At 64.2% G+C, this 16548-nt stretch carries 13 protein-coding genes; 2 read left to right on the top strand and 11 right to left on the bottom strand.

What is annotated here, in order from left to right:
- Window positions 1-122 precede the first annotated feature (122 nt).
- From FHU36_RS36635 to FHU36_RS36650, 4 genes are all read right to left on the bottom strand, one after another.
- On the bottom strand, window positions 123-527 hold the full coding sequence (locus FHU36_RS36635; RefSeq protein ID WP_185088619.1) for a hypothetical protein: 405 nt from the start codon (window positions 525-527) through the stop codon (window positions 123-125).
- Window positions 527-1459 (bottom strand): DUF2637 domain-containing protein, encoded by a 933-nt coding sequence (locus FHU36_RS36640; RefSeq protein WP_185088620.1) that lies wholly within the window; start codon window positions 1457-1459, stop codon window positions 527-529. Before FHU36_RS36640 ends, FHU36_RS36635 begins: the two co-directional genes overlap by 1 nt.
- A gap of 91 nt (window positions 1460-1550) precedes the next feature.
- Window positions 1551-1874: a WhiB family transcriptional regulator gene (locus FHU36_RS36645; RefSeq protein ID WP_185088621.1), complete on the bottom strand. Its 324-nt coding sequence runs from the start codon at window positions 1872-1874 to the stop codon at window positions 1551-1553.
- 22 nt (window positions 1875-1896) lie between these two features.
- Window positions 1897-2064, bottom strand: a complete 168-nt coding sequence (locus FHU36_RS36650) for a hypothetical protein (RefSeq protein ID WP_185088622.1) — start codon at window positions 2062-2064, stop codon at window positions 1897-1899.
- A gap of 288 nt (window positions 2065-2352) precedes the next feature.
- Here FHU36_RS36650 and FHU36_RS36655 point away from each other — a divergent pair, with 288 nt between their 5' ends.
- A complete protein-coding gene (locus FHU36_RS36655) occupies window positions 2353-3762 on the top strand; it encodes an NsdA family TPR-like regulatory protein (protein ID WP_185088623.1) in 1410 nt (469 codons plus the stop codon).
- On the opposite strand, the gene FHU36_RS36660 is transcribed toward FHU36_RS36655, so the two are convergent.
- The 4 genes from FHU36_RS36660 to FHU36_RS36675 all read right to left on the bottom strand — a co-directional run bounded on the left by FHU36_RS36660 (window position 3759) and on the right by FHU36_RS36675 (window position 6519).
- Window positions 3759-4667: an aminoglycoside phosphotransferase family protein gene (locus FHU36_RS36660; protein WP_185088624.1), complete on the bottom strand. Its 909-nt coding sequence runs from the start codon at window positions 4665-4667 to the stop codon at window positions 3759-3761. The two genes, FHU36_RS36655 and FHU36_RS36660, sit on opposite strands and share 4 nt — an antisense overlap.
- Window positions 4664-5356 carry a GntR family transcriptional regulator gene (locus tag FHU36_RS36665; protein ID WP_185088625.1) on the bottom strand — a complete coding sequence of 231 codons (693 nt, stop codon included), beginning with the start codon at window positions 5354-5356 and terminating at the stop codon, window positions 4664-4666. The genes FHU36_RS36660 and FHU36_RS36665 overlap by 4 nt, the downstream gene beginning before the upstream one ends.
- Before the next feature lie 487 nt (window positions 5357-5843).
- Entirely contained in the window at window positions 5844-6164 is a 321-nt protein-coding gene (locus FHU36_RS36670; RefSeq protein ID WP_185088626.1) for a hypothetical protein, read from the bottom strand.
- Entirely contained in the window at window positions 6151-6519 is a 369-nt protein-coding gene (locus tag FHU36_RS36675; protein ID WP_185088627.1) for a hypothetical protein, read from the bottom strand. The genes FHU36_RS36670 and FHU36_RS36675 overlap by 14 nt, the downstream gene beginning before the upstream one ends.
- Window positions 6520-6596: 77 nt before the next feature.
- Here FHU36_RS36675 and FHU36_RS36680 point away from each other — a divergent pair, with 77 nt between their 5' ends.
- Complete coding sequence (locus FHU36_RS36680; protein WP_185088628.1) at window positions 6597-7406, top strand: GntR family transcriptional regulator; 810 nt, start codon at window positions 6597-6599, stop codon at window positions 7404-7406.
- A 1291-nt stretch (window positions 7407-8697) separates the two neighbouring features.
- On the opposite strand, the gene FHU36_RS36685 is transcribed toward FHU36_RS36680, so the two are convergent.
- From FHU36_RS36685 to FHU36_RS36695, 3 genes are all read right to left on the bottom strand, one after another.
- On the bottom strand, window positions 8698-13620 hold the full coding sequence (locus FHU36_RS36685) for a LamG-like jellyroll fold domain-containing protein (RefSeq protein ID WP_185088629.1): 4923 nt from the start codon (window positions 13618-13620) through the stop codon (window positions 8698-8700).
- 647 nt (window positions 13621-14267) lie between these two features.
- Complete coding sequence (locus tag FHU36_RS36690) at window positions 14268-14534, bottom strand: hypothetical protein (protein WP_185088630.1); 267 nt, start codon at window positions 14532-14534, stop codon at window positions 14268-14270.
- A 229-nt stretch (window positions 14535-14763) separates the two neighbouring features.
- A complete protein-coding gene (locus FHU36_RS36695; RefSeq protein ID WP_185088631.1) occupies window positions 14764-15957 on the bottom strand; it encodes an IS481 family transposase in 1194 nt (397 codons plus the stop codon).
- Window positions 15958-16548 lie beyond the last annotated feature (591 nt).

Genomic DNA, 16548 nt, shown 5'->3' on the forward strand with positions numbered 1-16548 from the left:
CGGCTGCGGCTGGCGTCCGGCGCGGGCGACGTCCAGGTGAACGATGTCCGCGTCCTTGCCCTCGGGAGCGGACAGGGTGGTCCCGTCCTCGTCCTCGTGGTTGGGGTCGTCCTGGTGATGGGTCATGATGTGTGCACCTCGTCTGACTTGCTGGTCACGGGGTCGTGGGACGCGGTCGTTGTCTTGGCGGATGAGGCCGCGTCCCATGTGGCGGTCAGGGACGATGCGCGGTCGGACCGCTGCTCGTCCGGTCGGTCTGCGGGCGTGCTGGCGGCGGTCGGGATGTGCGGTCCGTCCGCCTCGGTGATGCCGAGTTCTGCGCGCCAGGTAGCGGCGAGCAGTTCTGTCCGGTCCTCGGGGAACGTGCGCTGGGCCAGAACCTCGACCAGCAGCATCGCCGTGATGGCCTGGTTGCGGTCGAAGGTTCGTCCGGGGTAGCCCGTGACGCTCCATCGGTCGCCGCGGAGTTCGGCCACGTTCAGGCATGCGTCGGACGTCATGCGCGTGTCGGTGATGTTCAGCGTCATCAGGCGGCCTCACCGTCCGGTACGGGCTCTGTCTTCAGATGCGCCAGAAGCGCTCCCGCCCGATCGGTCGAGATGCTCTGCCCGTGGCTGCGGATGGCGTCTCGTAGCCGGTCACGGGTCAGCGGCTCGCCCTGAGCTTCGAGGTCGGCGGCCACGCGCCGTCCCAGCGGTACGAGATCGCTCACGTTCAGCGGTGGCGTCTTCCTGGGTGCGCGAAGACTCAGACGCGGCTTGCGGGGCGCGGCCGGCAAGGCCGGCGGATCGTCGGGGACCGCCCGCACTTGCACTGCGACGTCTCCCGGCGTGAGTTCGCCGAGGCGGTACAACGCTCGTTCGCGGCGGGTGGCCTTCCAGTGCCAGAGGCGGCCGTACCGGTCCTGCAGCTCCGTCTTGGCCAAGACGCGTTCGCGTTCCCGTCCGAGAGCCTCCGGGTAGCTGCGGATCTCCCAGAGCACCATGCGCCGCCACAACACGGCGGTCGCCAGCGGCGCCAGCAGCCAGCGGGAGCGGCGGATGCCGTCCATGTGATCGGGCCGGGCCAGTTCCGCGAGCTTCCTGACGACATGCGCGCCGACCTCGACGGCGATGACCCACAGCAACGGAAGCAGCGCGTGGGCGACGACGGCGAACCAGTCCGCACCGAGGTACGCGGCCACATTCAGGTAGACAGTCGCGCCGGTCAGCGCCCACGGGATGAACCGCAGCCAGCCCAGCCGCATGCAGAGACGGGCCAGCACGATGTCCAGGGCGGAGAACGCGGCGATGCCCAGGTCGATGCCGAGCGGCACCGTCCAGGCGAACCACCCGAAGGACGGTTCGGCCGCGCCGGCCACCCTGTCGAAGCTGTTGACGAACCCGAGGACGCCGAGTGCTCCGGTGACGGAAGCCGTGATGGCGATCGCTGCCCGTTCTTCCCTGGTCAGAGCGTTCATGCGGCCACCTCCGCCGCACAGTCCAGGCGGATGCCGATGCGGTACTGGTCACCGGCCGGGCCACAGAAGCAGGCACGGATGCCGCTTACCATCAGGCCACCTCCCGCTCTTCCACCACTTCGCCCGCGAGCTCGTCAGGCGTGCGGCCGGCCCAGATACCCGAGGTCGGGCGGGCCTCCAGCGCGTAGAGCGTGCAGGCGGGCAGGGCCGGACAGGAGGCGCAGACCTCTCGGGCGACGGACTCCCGGGCAGCGCGTTCCTCGCTGGTCTCGATCGTTAGCCGCGGGCCGACATGCAGCTCGGGGTCGTACGTGCACTCGGGGAGCGGCGTTTCGCCGCCCACCTGCCAAGCCGCTTCGACCTCGGCGAGCGACATGCGGGCCGGGTGGAGCGGGCGGTTGATGTTGCGTGTCATCGGCAGATCTCTCTTCCTGCGGTCAGTTGCTCATGGTCTGGACGAACCGCGCGAACGACTCGGACGCGCTCATGAGCAGGTGCACAGCCGCCTTGACGACGGTTGCCGCTCCCTCCGGGTCCTTCATGGCGTAGAGGACGGCGCAGATGGTGAGGACGGTCGGGAGCACCTTGCGTGGGCGGACGAGCATGCTGAGCCCTTTCGGTTCGAGAACCTGCTAGCAGGTTCTAGGAGACATAGAACATGTACAGTCACGGAGAGTCAAGTCACGGGCACCGAAGGTCTTGTGTCCTGCAGGGCTTGCCTCGCTCGTTCCTGCTGACTCAAGCCTTCCTCGTGTCACGCCCCGGCAACACTGTGCTCACCCCCGGGACTGAAAGCACAGGGGGTGCATATCGGGGGTGATTACTTCCTTGACCTGGTGAAACACGGGGCGCAGAATCTGCGAAACGAGGCCCCCGCGACCCTCATCCGCGCCATGATTGCCGAGGCCGTGCTTTTCATGGAGGTGAGAATGTCCCGTATGCCCAATGTGGCGCTCGCGCATGCTATGCGACGTGCCGATTGTTCAAATTCGGGGCTTGCCTCACGAGTGCGGCAGATTGCCAGCGAAGAAGGCGTAAGTCTGAGCTGCACGCATGTGGACGTCAAGCGATGGCTCGATGGCGTGAGACCACGCACCGCCACCGCGCGATTCATCGCAGAGGCGCTGAGCCGGAAAGCCGGCGCGACATTCACTCTCGACGACATCGGCCTGGCCGGCGTCGTCACCCCGGAGACTCTTGAGGCCGCTCTCGCACATGGCGGCGGGGTATCTGATGTCGGCAGCCGGCTTCTGAGCCTGACACGCCGAGACCTCGCCGATGATCCTGTGGCGATTCAATCCGTGGTCGTCCCAGACGCGTGGGGGGAAGCCCTCATTTCCTGGTTGCTCTCCCGCCCCGAACCGCTAAAGAGCAGACAGAACGCCAGGCCATCTGTGGGGCAGTGGGACGTACAGGCCATCCGCTCGACCACCGAGCTGTTCGCCAACATGGGCTTCCAATTCGGCGGCGGTCACGCGCGCTCCGCTCTTATCCAGTACTACAACCGCGAAGTCGTCCCGATGCTCGACGGCAAGTTCACCGAGCCAGTAGGGCGCGCGCTCTATGCGGCGGCTGCGGAAATCACCGAGCTGGTGGCCTGGACTGCCTATGACCTCGGGCGCCACGGTCTGGCGCAGCGGTATTTTCTCCAAGGATTGCGCCTGGCACAGGAGTCGGGCGACCGCATGATCGGCGGTCTGCTACTCGCGGACATGAGCCATCAGGCCAACTATCTCGGACGCTACAACGAAGCGATCCGGCTTGCCCGCGCCGCGCAGGAGGGCTGCAAGGACGTGGCGACCGCTACCCCCATGGCGTTGTTCCATGCGATGGAGGCACGAGCTCACGCCGGCAACGGGGATGAGGCGCAGTGCGCTCATGCACTGCTTGAGGCAGAGAAATTCTTCAGCAAGCGCATCGTCGAGGACGACCCTCCATGGTCGCGCTACTTCGACGCGGCCGAGTTGGCCAGCGAGGGCGCGCACTGCTACCGCGACCTCAGGGTCCCATCACAGGCGATGCAGTTCGTCGGTCAGGCAGTCGATCTCTGCGACCCCATGTACGTCCGCACTCTGGCCTTCGACCGCCTGGTGCAGGCGGCCAGCTACGTCCACATAGGCGAACCCGCGAAGGCGGCCCTGGTCGCGATGGAAGCGGTCGATCTCGCCGGGCCCCTCAAGTCTGAGCGCTACCTGCGGTACATCCGAGACCTCAAAGCCGAGCTGGTGGGCTATGAATGCGAAGACTCGGTGCAGGCGTTCAACACCGTCATCGGTGAGAAGTATCCTGCACTGGGCACTTAGAAGGGCCGCCACCGCCGGGGCGCCTCCGGGTTCTGAAGACAGAAAAGGCGATTACGGAACTCTTGCGCGATGGTCTCGTTTTCGTTGACGTTCTGCATCAACCAGGTCGTCATCTTCAACTCGTTGATGTCTCTGAGCACGGGATAGCCTTCCCACGCCATGACATCGAAGCCGTACAGCTCAGCGAACCGATCATATTCGGCACGACTGCCCCAGCCCAGGGTGTGTTCGATGGCCGTGACGGCGAGGTCGGTTTCGGGAGGGCCGAAAGCGAAGCGCTCGAAGTCAATGAGAACCACCGTGCCGTCAACCGCCTTGATGAGGTTGTCGGAATGGGCGTCACCATGGACAGCACATGAGGCCAGAGGGAAGTTCAGAGTTGCGTAGCCCGCTTGCAACTGTTGATACCTCATCAGCAGGAATTGACGTTCCTCATCCGAGAGGACGTCAGTCGCGGAGATGCGTTCCGATACGCGCCCGAGGACGTCGAATTCCGGTAGCGCCAGTTCTGTGGGAACCGGCATCTGATGGAGCGCGCGAAGAACTGCAGCCAGGTCGTTGAGGTTTGCTGGAGTTCCACGGCTTTCGATGAAGTGCCATAGTGTGACGGGCTTATCCCTCACGACAAATGGTTGCTCATGAGCAGTCGTTCGCGCCGCCGGAAGGCTTGCTTCGTTTAACCAAGCCGACACAGCCACCTCCTTGCGAGCGTCGGCCAGCACGTCCAGGCTGCGGGCAATTCTCACCACTACTCGCTCGGCCGGCAACACGTACAGAGCGTTCTCGCCGAGACGTATCAGCCGAGCGCCAGCGCTTGTCAGACCGGCAACCTGGCATGCGTCTCGAAGGGTCGCCTGCGCTTCATCCGAGGTGAAAGGGATGATGGGCGACTGGGATACCGTCAAGAGAGGCCCCTTGGTTGCGACGTGACAACACGGCCTCTTCCGGCCCTCTTTTCGATGACCCCTTCGGTTTCCAGCAGTGCGAGAGCTCGCCGCACGGTGACACGGGCGACGCCTCGCTCCTGGGCGAGCACGTTCTCCCCGGGAAGCACAGCGCCTATGAAGAGCTGCCCACTGGCTATTTCCCGTCGTAGTGCATCGGCGACGTCGTCGGCGCGAGTCTGTGCATGATCCGGTCCCCCGACGAACCATCCTCTGCCATGAACAGCGGCGATCATCTGCTCGGAGGCCAGTAGCTGAAATGCCTGACGGACGGTCCCCTTCGACACACCGAACTCCTCCGCCATCGCCGCTTCACTGGGCAGTTGTTGGCCGGGAACGAGCTCGCCGCTCTCGATGCGCTTGCGCAGCCCCTCGGCGACTGTCTCGTACTGCGTGGAGGCTGCACGGCGGACACCCGGCGGGCCTTCCCCCACGACGCGACGTCCACGGCCGGCCTCGCTGGCCACCAGTCCCACACGCTCCAGCTCGGCGACCGCCTGACGAACCGTTCCTCGCGCCACGCCGTATGTGCGAGCGAGGACGGCCTCGGAGGGCAGCAGCGCGCCGGCGGGAGGATCCCCTTGGCGAATACGGCTACGGATGTCCTCTGCTATGCGTACGTAGGTGAGACCATCCTTGGCCTTGCTCATCGCGCTCCCTCGCCGAGGCACTCTGCCTCCAGAGTAGGACGGACGAGCCCGAACCTGCGAGGCATTGCTGCCTCACACTTCTCGCAGTCCTTCCCTCTGAGCAGGAGAAGGACGGCGCTTGTCTGTCGGCACCGTCGGTCTACATGAACGGACGCAGTGATCCTGCCGCAAGCCGGATAGGCCCGACTACGCCGCCGGCTCGCTGCATGCTCTCCGGTGGCGGCTCCTGGGCTCGGCGGTGACGCGGCTCATGTGCTTGCGCCGATGTTCGTTCTCATGCTCGGCGATGAGGGCTTCCCAGACCAGACGTGCCTGCCTATAGAGCCCTCTACCGGTCTCCTCGAAGCCTTCAGGGTCTTTGGCCCGAAGGACGAGGAACTGCCCTCCCTGGCAGGCCCACTCGTATGCACCGCAGCATGAGGTCTGGGTGATCCGAATGCGATCTCGTGTGGGCCTTGCATACGGCTCCCACGTCGGGCCGGACGCATCAGGAGCCACGACACGGCCTTTCGAAGGCGTACTCCTGCAGGTAGCGATGGACATTGCGGCGGCTGCGCTGCCGCGTGCACACGAAGGCGAGTTCCAGCGGCGTTTCGGCCGTCAGCTCTTGCCTGATGCCGAAGGCGATCTCCTCGATGGTGGGCTTCGGCAGTGGTCTCGCGCGCCAGCCACCTTGAGCGTCGCGCCAGACGTAGAACCGTCTGAACGCGCCCCGCAGGTCATCGAGCAGGGCGTACGCGGTTGATCCTCCGGCGCCTACGCCCAGCTCCTGCCCCGCCCTGCTCTGATGGTCACTACCCGAGGTCATGACGCGCCTCCCGGCGTTCACGCAGGATGACCCACGTCCGATGCCCACTGTGATCGCCGGAAGCGCCGAAGGACGTCGTGACGCTGGACAGTTCGGCGGTCTCGAAGCCGCCGGCGTGGTCGCAACCGCCCGGATCGTGAACCTCGATGCGCAGGCTGTCGTGCGCCACATCGATTCGCGTGTAGATGAGTTCGCCACGTTTGGTCCGTCGGATAGCAGCGGACATCAGGGCACGGGTCACCCGCTCGGCGTCGCTTGCGAGATCCGGTCGTTCAGCCTGAGCGATGCCACGCGCCCAAACGGCCGCGCTTTCGATGCTGTCCGGGATGGGCGGTAGGGACTGCCGATACATCAAGCGCTAACCTTCTCGGGTAGGTTTAGCTGCGTCCCGATAAGCTTGAAGCTTCCCGGTAAGGCTGTCAAGCTACCCGCGTGAACCGAGAAGACGAGCGCCACTTGTACCTGCGAGTCGCCGACCAACTGCGCGAACGCATCAGGTCAGGAGAGCTGCGGGAAGGAGATCGCCTGCCCTCCGTACCGGGGCTCGCGGCCGATCTCGGCATCTCACGCTCCACCGCGGCCGAGGCGCTGAAGGTGCTCATCTCCGAAGGTCTCGCCGTCGCACGATCCGGGGCCGGAACGTTCGTTCGACTCCCTCGCGAGCCGCAACGCCTCATCCGTGCGTGGTACAGAGCGACGCCGTACGGCTCGCCCTTCATGCAGGACATGGACCGCCAGGGCCGCGAGGCCAGTTGGGCCTACGAGTCAGAGTCGCTCACGGCGCCAGCGGAGATCCGCGACCGTCTGAGCCTTGGGGAGCCTGCGGGCGATGAGGAAGATGCGGTTCGGACTCACTATGTCTTCTCGGCGGATGGGGAGCCGGTCATGCTCTCGACCAGCTGGGAACCGCTGTGGCTCACGCGCGGGACGCCGATCGTGCTACCTGAGGACGGCATGCTGGCTGGCCGCGGCGTGGCTGAGCGCATGTTGAGCATCGGCATGCCCATTGACGACTGGGTGGAAGAAGTCGGGGCACGGCCTGGGACGACAGAAGAATGCGAACGGCTACGACACGCGCCCGGCGCGATCGTGGTGACGATCCAGCGCACGTACTACTCAGGGGAGACGCCGGTGGAGACAGCCAACATCGTGGTACCGGCCGACCGGTTCGCGCTGGTCTACAGCGGCAGGATGGGGCGCGTCTCCGGCACCAACAAGTCATCTGCAGAGGATGGTGCCTAGCGTCGGCCTCCGCCCCTGGCTCCTCCGGGACCGGGCGGGAAGCTTCGGCATCCCCTTGCCGGTAGCGGCACACGGCCGGTGATTCGTGTTGTTGGGGTAGCCGGGCGCCTCGGCGTGGTTCAGGCGCCGCGGTACTTCTGCCTGATTGAGATGGCCTCTTCCTCTGTAACCTCGTTCGGCATGTAGCTCAGCGCCTGTCGAGCTCGTCCATGATTGCGTGCCCGGAGACGCGAGCTCAAGTGCCGAACTGGGTGAGCTAGTGGCGTGGCCGGTCAAGACCTCTGAAGGTCGACCAAGCCATCTTGATGGTCGTCGCGGAAGATGGGTCCTTCGCTGCCAGGGCAAGGGCGAACCTCCCCGCCAACGAAGAGTTCCAGAGACCACGCCCAGAACGGCGCCCATGCGAGTAAGCGTCCGCCCACCTGGAACTCCTCGGCAAGCCATGCGATCAAGGGGCAAGCAGCAGCCTGTGCTCCAGTGAAGTGACCCAGCACCACGATGGCTTCACTGCGGGTGTGCACGATGCGGACACGGACCATGTGCCGCATCTTCCGTACCGCTGCGGTGAAGTGAGCGCCCACCACGACGGCATTCTCCGCTGGGAGGCTAGTGATCAGTGAGTTGGGCGGCAAAGTACAGGTCACACCCGATCCCATCTTGTCTTCGTCGCACAGACATGATCATGAGCGGCTGCTCTCGTTGTGCCGGATTTCTGTCACAAGAGCGCATTGCTGCGCTCGCCGATGAAAAGAGGTCTATGTGATTCGGATCGGCTAACCGAATCCCAAATTTCGAAGGCGTCGAAGCTGATGGGCGCAATCATGTATGCGAGCCACCCGATACGCTCCGATGGCGAAACCAATTCCGAGAGGCGCGACGCGAAAGATTGTATATAACTAGGACTGCAAGCAGAAGGTCAAGTATCGCTGCGACGTTCTTGGTGGCGACGAGTAATAGTGACCATATGCCAACGATGCCTTCAACGATAAAAGTGCTAATCCAGATCGCTTGGCTTGGTGACGAGAACCGCCATGCAAGTAGGGCAAGCAGCGCGATCGGTAAGACGGTGAAAGCCGAGAGTGGGATGATGTAGCGCACCCACAAGTCATCGATCTCTGTTGCGATGATCGTGAAATATAGCGCAAAGCTAAGAATGTGTATTCCGACTTGCGCCCATATGTTTGTCCTGGCGATCCGTACTGCGTCGGGCATCTTTACCTTCTTTCTGGACGATGGTTGGGGGCCGCTCGTGTTGAGCGACCCCCACCGTGCGTTACGTGCCTACTGGCTGCTAGATTTCCTTGGTAGTGGCATGACCCCACGGTGACCGAATGGTTAGAGGGTCACCTAGATCCCATCCGTCCTTTTTGAAATTGACCTGAGCCTCTACAAGATGCCTCATGGCAGTGAATGAACATAGCGGGAGATCGCAGGTTGCTGGGAATGAGCGGATACGATCCGGTGGGGGAATCATCACCTTTGCTGTCCCCGCGGATCCTGAGATCTCGAACGAGGCGGTGTCCTTGGTGGTGGAGAACCCACCTCCCGGCACTCCGCTCGCGTCTATCGAGAGAGTGCCTGACGTGAACATAAAGGCGGCGGTCGTCTTCGCCCTGATAGTAGCGTTTTTGATCAGAGCTTTATTCTTCTTATTCTTTTTGAAGCCTGAAGTGTAGCTGACAATGGCCCAGCCTCGGAGCTCTTCGATCTGCATCTCGGTCGGGCCGTTGACTAGCCAGTTTCGATACCCTCTGTATCGAAGAACGCCTCCTGCTGTCAGCTTCATACCGGATGTAGGTGAAATAGAACCGTGACTGTCGAATCGGCAGACGTAATTAGCGCATTTATGCGTTGCGCCACTGACTACGTTGCCGTCTGGACCGCGACTCCCGCCGGCATTCCCGTTAGCCTCGTCCTCGGATCCGTCGAGAATCCAATCCATGCCGCTCGTGTCGATCTCTGGGCTCACGGATACATGGCGTACGGCTCCACAATCGGTGAACGAGAAGTCGTACTCCTCTGTCATCGTGGTTGGCTTGGGGAACTCTCCGCCATTTGTGTCCGTTAGCACATCGGTCCAGCTGCGCTCCAGCGTCCCCCGAAGTGTAACTGTGCCGTCTGGCGCATTGTATGGGAGAACATTAGTAAGAGAGACCGTTGTGTTCTCCCTCCTCGTCTTACTCCTCTTAAGCTCTTCGCTTTCGGCAACCACGGCTGGATTCGTAAGTGCAAGCTTAGCTGCAGCGGGGTTGAGCGGATCGAGTGCAGAGGCGGAGGCGGTTCGGTCCTTCGGAGAGATATTGGAGCTGTAGGTGCTGGCCCAGACGTTAGGGTAGCTCCCGTCTACAACGCCGGCCTGACGGTAGTAATACTCTTCGATCGTTACCGTAAGATTCTGCCTCGTCGGCGCCGTGCAGTTAGATGTCGGGGGAACTACAACGGCTTTGGGTGTCACTGCGGTTGATTCCCAATCACCGCGACCGAAACTTGTGCGGGCTGCAACACGAATCGTATACGCGGTGCCGTTGGTCAGCCCAGTTATTGTGGCCGAGGGCTCCGTGGTCTGTAATGTGCGGACCGCATTTCCGCTGGGATCGACTGCTTCAACATCGTACCCATCGAGAAGTGACATGGACCCGTTACTCGCAGGCACTGCCCACGTGGCTACCGCGCCGCCATCGCCTGCTTGGCTGCGCAGGTCCTGCACCTTGCTCGGAGGGCCTGGCGGTGCGTAGGTCACCATGAGGGAGGGCTGGGTCGGAGCCGTGCTTTCTCCGAGGGTAATGGGTGTAGCACTGTCCGATTTTAGCAGAAGCCACGTCTGCTCGTCGCCCGTAATATCCACTTTGGGTTGTTCTGCATCTATCGTGTACTTAGAGTCTGCATTTGCAGTTTCGACCAGATCGGTCGTTTTGGTCCCCGCTGCGACTTGTGAATCAAGTCGGGTGATTGTCACCTTCGCATCGGCTGGGCACGCCCCGCCTGAACACGTAGCAGAGCCCAAGTCGAGCAGAGACTCGACAGGAATCGCCCCATTGGGAATCTCGCCCGCATTGATCTTCAGCGCAGTGAGTTGGCTGTCGGTACCCTGACCGCCAACCTGGATAGCTGAACTGTCAGCCAACGTACACGCTGCGCCATCGCAGGCTGCGGGATCCGCTTTAGCTGTTTTGACAACGAAGCTGTCCCGGCTGAGTATGACCTGGCGGACAGTGCCAACAGGATCTGGCGGCGGGGGAGTGCCAGGGGTGCTGAAACTGATGGGTGTGGTCTTGGACGTACACACCTCGTTGACCGCGCTGACGGATACAGATCCGGTCTCGGTGGATGAGGGGAGGGCGGCGCAGGCCGTCATCTGCCACTTATAGGTAGTGCCTGGTTGGACCGTGTTCGCCGGGACCTGGAAGGAGGCCCGGACGCCACCACTGACGGTGCGGGTGCCGATGGGCGCAGATCCGACCGGTGCCCCCGTGTTGTCGTACAGGTAGTACTTTGCCAGGACTGGTCCCCCAGAAGGCCGGTTGACCACGCCCGACAGGATCGGCTGCATGGGTTCGGCCGTGCCGGTTTCGGTGTCGGTCGGCAGCATGGGGGCGTCGCTGGTGATTCGGTAGGCCGGGCTTTCATTGCAGGAGGGCGGGGTGACCCCGGAACGGCAGGCCTTGACAACGAACTTGAAGCTGGCCGGGTTGTCGAGGGCGAAGAGCTTGTCGAGCACTTGGCCGGAGGGGATGTTGTTGTGGGTTGTGGTACCGGGAACGCCGACCAGGGTGCGGATTTCGTTTGCGGTCAGTGCCCGCTGATAGACGTGGACGTCGTCCACAGATCCGTTGAGGTTGTCAGCGAGGACACGAGCGCGGCCGATCTCAAACGCGCCTTGGGCGTTCCAGCCCACCGTGTGGTCGCGTTCGGAGGACAGTACTCCGTCCACGTAAAGGCGGATCTTGCCGGCGGTCTTGTCGTACTGCGCGGCCAGGTGCGTCCATTCGCCGATCTTGGCCAGGTCCTCGGACTGGACCACGGTCTCGTGGATGCTGCCGGTGACGTCGTCCCTGATCATGGACAGGATCCAGCGCTGATCGTATTCGGCAGCGTCGGACGTGTTGTAAGCCACGGTGAAGCCGGGCTGGTTGACGCCCATCTGGGACATGACGGTTTGCTCGATGGTGCTGCTGTTCAGCCGGACCCAGGTGGTAGCGGTGAAGCTGTCGTCGGTGTTGATGACTGGGCTGCTGGTGGCGGCATGGCCGCCCGTGAACGTCACTGCCTGGCCGAGCTGCCCCGGAATGCGGGTGTAGGCGCCGGTCAGGGTGGCGGGCTTGTTCTTGCCTGAGGAGTCGGCGGCGGTGGCACCGGAGGTCTCGTCCAGCTTCCAGTAGGCGTTCTCGCCCGCGGGTAGTTCGGTCGCCGGCGGGGGCATGGTGGAGTCGTTGACGGTGACGGTGTAGTCCAGCGGTTTCGCCTCAGGAACGCTGGACTTGTAGGTCACCTTGACGTTGGTGCTGCGGGCGATCGCGTCGTTGCCGTCCATGGAGTCGATGGACTCCGCGGTGACGGTGGGGATCTCCGGCGGCAGGACCCAGTCGACGCTGAGCTTGGGGACATTCTGTCCCCACAGCTGCGCCCAGAAGGAGAAGCTCTCGGCGAAGTTCGCAGGTATGGGCGATTCCTGGGTGAGCTGCAGCATCAGCCCGTGGTTGGGGGTGCCGGTGGCCCACAGCCGGGTCATCGTGGTCAGATCCCAGCTCCACACCGACCCGGTCGTCTTGGGCAGCGTACAGGGGCTGACCGTGGAGCGTTCCTCTGCCGTGGTGGCCGGTTGGTTACCCCAGAACGTACTGTCGGCTACCCACGCCTGAGTGATGCGCAGCGCGGCGATTCCTTGGAACTCGCTGCACGTGGTGACGTCGCTGCGCAACTGCAACTGCATGGTGGCCTGGACCACCTGGCGGTTCGCGATTGAGGAGGTGTCGAACGCCATCAGCGCCCGGCTGAACACCTCGGTGTAGACGGGCGTACAGCCTGGACCCGAGCATGAGCTCGTGGTGTATCGGCCGACCGATCCAGGAGAGCTCTGGTTGCGGGGTGAGCGGATTCCGACTTCCTGAGTCACTCCCAGGGTGGTGGTGGGATCCACGGTGACCGGGTACTTGGTGGCCGGATCTGCCAGCCACTTGGCGTCCGGTTTGAGCACCAGCACACCGGCGCCGTCGTCCTTAGCCTCCACCTTCGTCTCGACCGCCGCCTGGCGGCCCGGCTGACCAGCGGATGGAGTGGCGGCCGCCGCGTCCCACATCAGCGGTGTCGGCGCCGACAGCACAGTCTTGCCCTTGCCGTCGGTCAGCTTCAGCCCGTCCTTCTTGGTCAGGCTCAACTTGAGGTTGTCAGTGACCACCGGGATGCGGAACTCGACCGGACCCTTCGGGCGTTCGCGCAGGACCACGTCGTGCCGGAATCCGGTCGGGAGCGCTGTCACGACGAGGTCCGCCGACGGTCCTGCGGCGCCCACATAGGTGGCCACGTTGCCCTTGATCTGCGGGCGAGGCAACGCCGTTGGCCACGACAGCCCGAACGAACGTTCCTTGTCCAGGTTTATGGTCGCGAACGGGCCGGAGCCGCCCGCCGACACGCGCACGTCCGCTTTGGCCAGCTTGGGCCGCAGCACTCCGTTCTGATCGACGAGGGTTGGATCGATCCAAGCCCACGAGCCGTCGCCCTGCTTCAGTTGAGTTGGACCACCGTAAGATTCGGTGCCCAGATGCCCGTCCGGATACGCCCATGTACGGGAGGTCTCCGTATATGCGGCCTCCACTGCGACCGGCTTGTTCTGCTTTCTTGCCTCTGCGACTGCGGCCCGCAGTGGCGCGTCTGGATCTTTTGGACGCGGGAAGGTCGTCACCGTGGGGGCCGGAAGGTTGTTGGCGGCCCCCGGGTCAGGATTGGCCGCGGCCTCGGTGACGGAGCCCACGACCAGTAGCGATGCTGTCACCGTTAGCACCGTTGCTGTCGCGAGCCCTCGTCTGGGGTTCCGTCTGGAACCCGTTGAGCTATCTAACTCGTTCACAAACACCTTCAATCCCAGTGAGTTGGATTGTCGGTCTTGATCTTTAGGTGTTACTCCTACGTCGGCAATATGAGAAAGATCACCATGGATGGCACGATATGCACGTAACGTCCACATAAGTAGAACCGATGCATTGTTCATCCGCTCCATATCGGTAATTGGAATTACCGAATGATCTCTGGGCTGACGCATCAGCGTCCGCGACGTCCCTTGGCAGTTCGGTGCCGCTGGCGACACTGTGGCGGCTGACCCCCGACCTGCCGGAAGTCGAGCGTCGCACCCTGCTCGTCCTGCAGCTGTTGGTTTACGGCCTCGTCGTCACCTGCAGCTCGGCCGGCAAGGAGTGCTGTACCGTCTCGGCCTGCTCGGCGAGGAGTCCGCCGGCCGGGCAGCCTAACCGGTCGCCGAGGTCATCCGAGCTGGGGGCAGCGTCACCGAACTGCTCAGCATGGCCGAGATCCCGGCCGGACTGGACGCCGCTCGTCTGATGGCCGTTGACGCCGCTCTCACCTTGTCCGGCATGGTCCGCGACCACCTCGCCACCGCCGCGGCCGCGCGCGCGAAGGCGTCACCCCGTCGGGCCGACCGCGCGCACCGTGGACGGACAAGCAGCTCACTAACCGTGCGTACGCCCGCACCGCCGAGATCGTGGCCGCCGGGCGCCGCGTCGTCGACCTGGCCGCCCGCCGACACCAGCAACCCAATCGGTGACCCGCTCGGCGACACCGCCGAAGCGCTCCTCGTGGGACCGCGTCCACCAGCCGCAGCCAGTAGTCGTCGCGGTGCACGGCCAGGTGCTAGACGTACCGGCCGAGCATGACCAGCGCCACCGTCTCCGCCGGCCCGGCCGACAGGTCGACGCCTTTCCACCTGTCGGCCGGGGCCTGATACACCGGTTGGTGTGCCCGTCGGCGTACCGACCAGGTAGGCGAAGCGGCGGCGGAGTCCGTCTCCGGCGGAGCGTCCTGGCAGGCCATCGCGTCGTCCATGCGCAGCACGTTGAGCAGAGCCGCCACCTGCAGAAGCTGGTCGGGCGGGATCAGGCGGTCCCGCGCGTCGATCATGTCGTTCGCTTTGGCCAACCCCAGCCGAGAACCCTTGAGCCCTGGCTTTGAGGTCAATCGTGGACCTGTCGTGGACCGGCGCGTTATCAAGGTCGGACTTCGCGTGTATCCGCCCAGGTCAAAGGCATCGGATGGACGTGTTCTGCAACCCCCTCCGGAGCCGGGTGCGTAGGTTCGAATCCTACAGGGGGCACACTGTGATGTCTCAGGACATCGGAAACCCTCGAACCTACGGGTTCGGGGGTTTCGTCTTGTTGGGGTTTGCCTGGCGTTGGTAGTCGCGGGTGGGGTCGAGGATCAGCTCGCGCAGGAGTTCTCCGGTGACGGCGTTGGCGACGCGGACGTGCAGGTCGTCGATCAGGAGGATGACGTGGGTTCGGGCGTGGGTTCGTCCGATGCCGATGTGGTGCAGCCGGCTGTTCATGCGCAGGGTGACCACACCGGAGGGGTCGATGCGGTCGTGGCGGACGCGGGCGTGGGTGTCGGCGTCGCGGCTGCCGTCGGGCAGGGCCTTGGGCGAGGCGGCGTAGACGGCTGCCGGGGTGGCGCGGTGTGGCAGGGACCGGTGCGGGCGGTGGTGGTTGTAGGCGTCGCAGAAGCGGTCGAGCAGCGCTTGCAGGTCGGCCAGGGTGGCCGGCTGGCCGGGCTGAGCGCGTAGCCAGTTCTTCATCGTCTGCTGGAAGCGTTCGACCTTGCCGCAGGTGGTGGGGTGGTGGGGGGTGGAGTTCTTCTGCCGCACGTGCAGGCGGCGTAGCTCGTGTTCGAGGGCGTTGCGGCCGCCGCGACCACCGGCCAGCCGGGTGGTGAAGACCATCCCGTTATCGGTCAGTGTGGAGGCGGGCACGCCGTGGCCGGCGACAGCGGTGCGGAAGGTGTCGCGCACGATCGGGCCGGTGACGCGGGCGTGCGCGGTCACCGACAGGGCGTAGCGGGAGTGGTCGTCCAGCCAGGACAGGATCTCGGTGTCGGTGCCGTCGGCCAACCGGTAGTGGGTGAAGTCGGCCTGCCAGGTCTCGTTCGGCAGCGCTGCCTGGAAGCGGATGTAGGACGAGCGGGGCCGCTTCTTGGGCTCGGGCACGACCAGGCCGCGGCGAGTGAGGTAGCGGCTGATCGTGGCCCGCGACACCGTCCGCCCGTGATGGTGGGCAAGGTGCCAGGCGATCGTGTCCGGGCCGGCGTCCAGTCCCTGCTCGGCGAGTTCCTTGCGGAGCCGGACGATCAGCTCGACAGTGTCGGCGTCGATCGCGCTCGGTGAGATGTGCGGTCGTCGTGATCGGGGCTCGAACGCCGCCTCGCCCTCGGACCGGTAGCGCGCGACGAGCTTGGACACCCAGCCCTTCGACACCCCGTAGGCGCGGGCGACCTCCGCCTGGGAGCGGCCCTCGACGACAACGGCGGTGATGACAACTCTGGCCTTGGACACACCGCCCACGCTGTTGACCGCGGCAGTTGCCTATGTCCCGAGACACACTCTGTTGAAGTTTCCTATGTCCTGCGACATGGGTTTCCTATGTCCTGAACCAGCACACTACAGGGGGCACACGATCTTGGTCAGCGGTTCCGGCCGCTGACCAGGGCGAACGACGTAAGAACGGGCGGGTCTCCAGTCTCACGGAGTCCCGCCCGTTCTCTTTGAAGCTCGCGGGTTGTGGGCCAAGTGTGGGCCAGGATAGAGCTTCTGACCAAGCCTCGAACGGCGAGGCGGCGCCATGCCACCTGTGCTTTCCCCGCATGCCGCACTACCTCAATGAAGAGCGACGTGGGAGAGGGCCGCGACTGGCGTACTGGTTCATGGTGACGGACCACTGCTCGATGCCGTCCTCGATGAAGGGCGACGCTGGAGAGCGACGCGACTGGCCTTGCGTACCGACTCGCGGCTGATGCCGTACTCGCTTCGATGAAGGGCGGCGCTCAAGAGCGCCGCGACGACAGACGACATGCTCAACGGCATTCGAGATGCGATCGAGCCTCGATGAAGGGCGGCGCCGACGGCGGCAGGTATCGTTTGTGCTGC

This window comes from Nonomuraea muscovyensis (genome assembly GCF_014207745.1).
In the GTDB taxonomy this organism is placed as follows: domain Bacteria; phylum Actinomycetota; class Actinomycetes; order Streptosporangiales; family Streptosporangiaceae; genus Nonomuraea; species Nonomuraea muscovyensis.